Raw genomic sequence first — 6477 nt, forward strand, 5'->3', positions numbered from 1 at the left:
GGCTTACCACGGATTGCGGTCCGAGTTTGTTTCCTGGCCGAAAAACTGCCCGCTGGGTCCCTCCGGCCCGAGCAGCACGGCCTGCAGCACGCGGGCGGCGGCCTCGCGCGTACTGCTCTCGCCTAAGTGGTCGGTGAAATCCGTGTCCACGTAGCCCGGGCACACCGCGTTGACTTTGAAGGGCGTCGCGCGCAGCTCGTAGGCCAGGGCCACGGTATAGGCGTTGAGGGCCGTTTTGGAGGGCGGATAGACGCCGCCCTTCACCGCGTAGAAGCGCCAGGAGGGGTCGTTTTGCAGCGTGAGCGAGCCCAGCCCCGACGAGACGTTGACAATGCGGGGCGCGGCCGAGCGCGCCAGCAGATCGTAAAAGGCCTGCGTCACGGCAACGGCGCCGAACACGTTGGTGGCGAACACCTCCTGGAAGGTGCGCAGGGGCGTCGTCAGGGCCGGTTGCGGATAGCCCCCGCTGATGCCGGCATTGTTGACGAGCACGTCGAGGGCCGGGGTTTGCTGGCCCACGGCGTGCCGGGCGGCGGCAATCGAGGCACTGTCCGTGACATCGAGCTCAAGCAACTCCACGTGCGCGTAGCCGTCGGCCTGGAGCTGCTCGACGGCCTGCTGGCCGCGCTGCCCGTCGCGGCTGCCGAGGTACACAAAATAGTTGTGCTGGAGTAATTGCCGGGCCGTTTCCAAGCCAATGCCTTTGTTGGCCCCGGTGATGAGTGCGCGTTTCATAGTCTGTGCTGGTTAAGTGAGCAGGTACTGCAGAGCACAAAACTACCCGGGGCGGTTGGCCGCCTGCTTACCCATTTAGCTGGAATGCTAGGACATTTTTCGGTTGGCGCCACGGGCCCGGTACTCCGCTGGGGGTAGGCCCGTCTCGCGCTTGAAGAAGCGGCTGAAGTAGGAAGCCTCGGAAAAGCCGAGCGCGAAGGCAATTTCCTTTAGCGACTGGTCGGAGTACACCAGTAGGCGGCGGGCTTCGAGCACCAGGCGCTCGTGCACGTGCTTGATGGCGGGCTTGCCACTGTGCGCTTTCACCACCGCACTGAGCTGCTTGGCTGGGAGCTGGAGCCGCGCCGCGTAGGCGCTGACTTCGTGCAGCTCGCGGAAGTGTTGTTCCACCTGGGCCTGAAAGGCGGAGAGTACCCGCTGGGTGGGCGAGGGGGTGGGGCCAGGCAGCTGCTCGGTATAGAGCCGGCTCAGGTAAGTGAGCAGCACCGTCAGGTGGGCGCTCAGCAGCGCCAACTGCCACGGGCCCGGGCGGTGCAGCTCGGCTTCCAGGTTGCTGAGCACCTGCTCCACCAAGGGCACATCCGCCGCGCTGAGGCGGAGCGCATGGCCCTGGCGCGGATTGCGCAGCAGCGGCAACTCGCGCAGGGCCGCGTTGGGCTGCACGGCCAGAAACTCGCGCGTGAAGCCCAGGTAGGTGCCCCACGCCGGGGCCAGCTCTTCGTTGACCAGGATTTGGGTGGGGTTGGTGAAGTAGAGCGTGTTGTCCTGATGGGCGTAGGGCGTCAGGTCCACCCAATGCCGGCCGCGGGTGTGCTGCACAAAAAAGAGCAGGTAGTAATCCTTGCGGTGCGGCAGCAGCATGTAGGGCACGGGCACGGTCTCGCCGCGCAAGCGCACCAAGGTAAACGAGGCGTGACCGGTTGCGTGATCCGGCTGGAAGTAATGGACCGGGACGAGGGAGGGGGGAGGAAGGGGCGGCATGCTGCAAATCTAGGTTCTGGGATTTGGCTCACCACTCGGCCCCGCCTGCCCCCGCCTAAAGTAACCCGCCAGGAAGAGCGCTTACGAAAAGTTACGCCCAGCGTGCCCTGAATACGGCACGCTTCTCACCACGATGACTTGCTTGAGCATCTGGCAAGGGAAAAAAAGTGTCCAAGCTGACTAGTTATTAGCTTTTTTGGCCCCCGAGGTGGAGCGTCGCAAAGGTGCCGGTGGTCTCGTATTTAACGTACAGGTTTGTGGCATCGTAACGCTCTGATAGGGGGGCAGACAAGACAAGCTGGCCTTGCTTCTTAAGCTTTACGTGCGGGGGCGCACCGTAACCTGATACGGTAGTTCAGGCTAGTTAAGGATGCGGCGTTCCATTTGCGGGGGGGCTCGCCGAGCTAGCAGCGAACTTTTCGCTGGGCTGGGGGTTGCAGGAGCTTTGAATCTTACAGAACACTGGCTGCCATGACGACCACCACGCTCCGTGCCTTATACCAGGAACTAATTCCCTGCACCAGCCCCGACCTAAGCACGTTGCTGCCCCCGGGCATCCAGCGGGAAGTGGGCCACTTCAACGTATTTAATATGGCGGACTTCTGGAATTCCACCCAGTTGCGGGCCGGCACGCCTTATCCATGCAGTTCCTTTTACAAAATCAGCCTGTTGCGCAGCCGCAGCCGCGCCGAGTACGCCAACCATACCCTTGACATTGCCCCCGATGCGTTGGTGTTTTCCACGCCCAAGGAATCCTTTCAGTGGCGGCCCGCCGAGGCCCAACAGGGGCACTTCTGCCTCTTCACGGCCGAGTTTATGCTGCCTATTCTAGCAGGGGCAACGCCCGAGGAGCTGCCCCTGTTTCAAGCGGCGGGGTACCCGGTGTTTCAACTGAATCCAGTTGAAGCGGCGCGGGCGGCGGGGCTGTTTGCCCAGATGCACGAGGAGTTGGCCTCCGACTACGCCCACAAGTACGATCTGCTGCGGGCCTACGTGCTGGAACTGCTGCACCTGGGCCAGAAGCGACAGCCCACTACCCCGCTGCACCCCACGCACTCGGCGACGGCCCGGCTCGCGGCCCGCTTCGTGGAACTGCTCGAGCAGCAGTTTCCCCTCACCACGCCCCAGCAGGACGTGCCGCTGCGCACGGCCAAGGATTTCGCTGGCCGGCTGGCCGTGCACGTCAACCACCTCAACAAGGTCCTCAAGGACAGCACGGGCCGCACCACTACCGACCTCATTGGCGGGCGCCTGGCGCAGGAAGCCAAAGCCCTGCTGCGTGAAACCGACTGGTCGCTCTGGGAAATTGCCGACAGCTTAGGCTTCGTGGACGTGGCGCATTTCTCGCACTTCTTTCGGCGCTACGCCCCCGTGAGCCCCGGCGCGTTTCGTAAGCTGGAAGCCGCCGCCGTTTGATTTCTACAATAAGCCGATTGGCGAATACAATACGGCCGGTAGTGGGCTGCCCGACCTTTGTCCTGTTCAGTTCAACAAGACAACCTCCTGCGTATGAGCACTACCAAAATCGCCCTGCTTACCGGCGGCAGCCGGGGCCTGGGCAAGGACATGGCCCTGAAACTAGCCCGACAGGGAATTGATATTATTTTAACGTACCGCAGCCAGCAAACGGAAGCCGCGGCCGTAGTCGTCGCCATCGAAGCCCTAGGCCGCCGCGCCGTGGCCCTGCCGCTAAACGTGGCCGATACAAGCACGTTCGGGGCATTCTTTGCCCGGGTCGCTGAAGTGCTAGCCGCTACGTTTGACACCGACAAATTTGATTTCCTGATCAACAATGCGGGGACGGGTTTGCTCCACCCGTTTGCCGAAACGACCGAGGCGCAATTCGATGAGCTACTCAACCAGCATTTCAAAGGCGTCTTTTTTCTGACGCAACGGGCCTTGCCACTTTTGCGCGACGGGGGCCGCATCCTCAATATCACGTCGTTGGCCGCCCGCGTGGCTTACGCGGGCAATTCCGTTTATGCGAGCGTGAAAGGGGCTTTGGAAGTATTCACCCGGCAGTTGGCCCTCGAGCTAGGCAGCCGAGGCATTACGGTCAATGCCGTGGCGCCAGGTGCCGTGTTTGGCGGCGGCGCCATGCCCGATACCCCCGAAATGCGCGCTTTTATCCTCCAGGCCACGGCCCTGGGCCGCACCGCCGAGCCCGATGACATCGGGGGCATTGTTGCCTTCCTCTGCTCCGACGCCGCCCGCTGGATCAACGGTCAGCGCCTGGAGGCCTCGGGCGGCGTGGCCTTGTAGCCCTAACAAACAATTACCTTCTAGCGCGTTACAGAAGCTTACACAAAACCCCCCCGTTACTGGAATAGCCAGTAACGGGGCGGGTTCTGTGTAAGCTTCCCACTACGCCGGGCAGAGGTTGTGCCCCTTGCCTGACCAATGAAAATAAAATGAAGCTTCTCACGCAAACACTTCCTATCCGCAGTTCCTGCCTTTTGTTCCAGCGCCAGTAGTCGGGAAAACGCAGGAAAACAAAACCCGCGCTCCTCTTCCGTCAGCTGCGCATCCTTTACTCGCAGTAGGTAGCCTGCCACGTTGAAACAACCTGGTGCGTAGCCCTGGACGGCCCCACCTACTTGCTAGCGGGAACGCTCGTCGAGAAGTTCTGCAACACCCGTAGCTCTAATTCGAACACTTTTTCCATTCCCGAAAATGCGGTTTTTCGGGGGCATTTTTGGAGATGCCAAAACCGTTCGGAATAGGCCTCCTCTCGAAGCCCTAGGTTATGTGCGGTGGCATTTTTGCAGCAGGGGTAGGGTTGCTCGGGACCCTTGAAGCACGCTTGGCGCTCACGGCCAGACGCGGACGCGACCTGATAGCCAGTCGGATGCCGCATCCACCGCCCCCTCGGGTTGCCGGCTCACGGCTTGGCTAGACGCTCTGTGACTTTTTTTCCGTGGTGATTATTGGGGTTGAGGGCGACCGACTTGTGGTCCATCTGCAGGCAGGGCTTCGCTCTGCTTGCCGGTTTTTAGCAAGGCCTCCCCCAGGCTGTCGTAGGCGTTCCAACTTTCGGGATACAGGCTGACGAGTAGGCGGAACACTGCCAGGGCTTCTTGGACACGCTCCCTGCCGTTCATCAGGCTGTACCCCCAGTCGTTCAACTCGTTTTCCGTGGGCCAGGGGCTTTTTTTCTTCCGCTTTATTTCCTCGGCGAGGACCAACGACTGGGCGTCGCCGCGCTGCTAAAGTTGCCGGCGCAACACCGTCCGCGGGTCGGCCAAGGGAATGGCGGGGGTGAAGGAATTTGGTGGCATGGTAAATCGAGCAGAGCGGAAAAGCGAGAAAGCCGCCCATGGACGTGGTGTTGAGAATACGGCCCGACCGCTGGGCCCGCAAATGGGGCAGAAACGCCTTGGTGACCCGAATCACGCCCAGCAGGTTGGTGCTGACGAGCTGCGTTATGTGCTCGTCCGAGAGAGCTTCCAGCGCCCCGATCAGGCCGTAGCCCGCGTTGTTGAACACCACGTCCACGGGGTGCAGGGCCAGGGCGCGCTGCACGGTATCGGCAATCTGAGTTGGGTCGGTCACGTCCAGCGGCAGCAGGTGCACACCCGGCAGCTGGGGGAGTTCCGTTTCGCGTTCGGGGTGCCGCATGGTGGCCAGGACGTTCCACCCCCGGGCGGCAAACAGCTTGGCCGTGGCTTTGCCTAAACCCGACGAAGCGCCGGTGATGAAGATGGTAGGCACAGTAAAAAACAAAGGGGGTGATGGTGAATGGCAGGCACTGGTGAAGCCGCCCGGGTTCCTGTTCGGGTGGGCTCAACCGGGCGTGGACGTCGGCGAAACAGGCGCCTGACGGCAAGCCAGAAGTACGCCTGGCGTACTTCTGGCTTGCTTCGTAGCACCGCCGCAGCGGCGCTGGAGTACCGCTCGGAGCAGACAATGGGTTTCAACGAGACGCTGCCGGTACCGTCAGGGAGCCGCAACCCGGCGCAGGATGCCAGGCTAGGGCTCCACTTATTCCTGCCGCAAGAACGGATAGTAGAGCCAGATGGCCGCGGCCAACAGCCCCGCTTCCAGCGCAATAGTGCCCAAGACCGCGGTGGGCGCTGGCCCATGTCTGAAGCTGGCACTTAGCCTATACACCAGGATGGGGGCGTAAAAACCAGCCGAGACAAGGAGCCCCAGCCGGAAATAGGCTGGATTACGCGCCAGCAAAAAGAAGAGGATGGCCAGCCCCAGTTGCAGGCCCCCGTAAACGACGAGGTATTCCGCGCGCCCCCGGTCGGAGAGCGTCAGGAAGCCTAAGCCCGTGGCGGTGCTGCGCGGGGCCATTGTGGAGCGCACGGCAATCCCGAAAAACAGCAGCGAGTTAAGGTAGAGGTAGATTTGTGCCATCGGTAGGCTGGTCAGCAGAAGCGACCAGTACTTTTGAGTTGCTAAAAAAGGGTCTTGGGCTAAAAAAGGCAGGGTATCGAACGATGGGGCAGTTCCTAGTACTTGCGGTCCCCAGCTGGTTAGGGCGTGGCTTCGCTCGGACAGGCAGTGCGGCTTAACGGGCCCGGGAAGCCGTGTACACGCGGGACGGCGGCAGGCCGAACAGCTGCTTGAAGGCGTGCGAGAAGTGCGCCAGGCTCTCGAAGCCCACTTCGTGGTACACCTCCGAGGGCCGCTGGTGCTCTTCTTGCAGCAGGTAATAGGCTTCCGCCAGCCGCTGCTGGTAGCGCCAGCGGCTGGGCGAGGTGCGAAAAAGGCGGTGGAAGTCCCGCTTGAAGCTCGCCAGACTCCGCCCGGAGA

Annotated in this window: 7 protein-coding genes; 2 read left to right on the top strand and 5 right to left on the bottom strand. The window is 62.0% G+C overall.

Annotated features, from left to right (window positions below):
* Nucleotides 1–3: 3 nt before the first annotated feature.
* Together P1X16_RS30395 and P1X16_RS30400 are read right to left on the bottom strand one after the other, a co-directional pair.
* Nucleotides 4–735, bottom strand: coding sequence for an SDR family NAD(P)-dependent oxidoreductase (locus P1X16_RS30395; protein ID WP_277236533.1), 732 nt, complete (start codon nt 733–735; stop codon nt 4–6).
* Nucleotides 736–822: 87 nt separating this feature from the next.
* Nucleotides 823–1716 carry a helix-turn-helix transcriptional regulator gene (locus P1X16_RS30400; RefSeq protein WP_277236534.1) on the bottom strand — a complete coding sequence of 298 codons (894 nt, stop codon included), beginning with the start codon at nt 1714–1716 and terminating at the stop codon, nt 823–825.
* Between the two features lie 471 nt (nt 1717–2187).
* Here P1X16_RS30400 and P1X16_RS30405 point away from each other — a divergent pair, with 471 nt between their 5' ends.
* Nucleotides 2188–3132 (top strand): helix-turn-helix transcriptional regulator, encoded by a 945-nt coding sequence (locus P1X16_RS30405; protein WP_277236535.1) that lies wholly within the window; start codon nt 2188–2190, stop codon nt 3130–3132.
* Nucleotides 3133–3225: 93 nt separating this feature from the next.
* On the top strand, nt 3226–3978 hold the full coding sequence (locus tag P1X16_RS30410; protein WP_277236536.1) for an SDR family oxidoreductase: 753 nt from the start codon (nt 3226–3228) through the stop codon (nt 3976–3978).
* A gap of 630 nt (nt 3979–4608) precedes the next feature.
* Here the strand turns inward: P1X16_RS30410 and P1X16_RS30415 are convergent.
* The 3 genes from P1X16_RS30415 to P1X16_RS30425 form a co-directional block, all read right to left on the bottom strand.
* A complete protein-coding gene (locus P1X16_RS30415; protein ID WP_277236537.1) occupies nt 4609–5427 on the bottom strand; it encodes an SDR family NAD(P)-dependent oxidoreductase in 819 nt (272 codons plus the stop codon).
* Nucleotides 5428–5697: 270 nt separating this feature from the next.
* Nucleotides 5698–6078, bottom strand: coding sequence for a DUF4345 family protein (locus P1X16_RS30420; RefSeq protein WP_277236538.1), 381 nt, complete (start codon nt 6076–6078; stop codon nt 5698–5700).
* Between the two features lie 154 nt (nt 6079–6232).
* A partial coding sequence (locus P1X16_RS30425) for an AraC family transcriptional regulator (protein WP_277236539.1) occupies nt 6233–6477 on the bottom strand: 245 nt, incomplete at its 5' end.

It is taken from the genome of Hymenobacter sp. YC55 (assembly GCF_029433095.1).
Lineage (GTDB): Bacteria > Bacteroidota > Bacteroidia > Cytophagales > Hymenobacteraceae > Hymenobacter.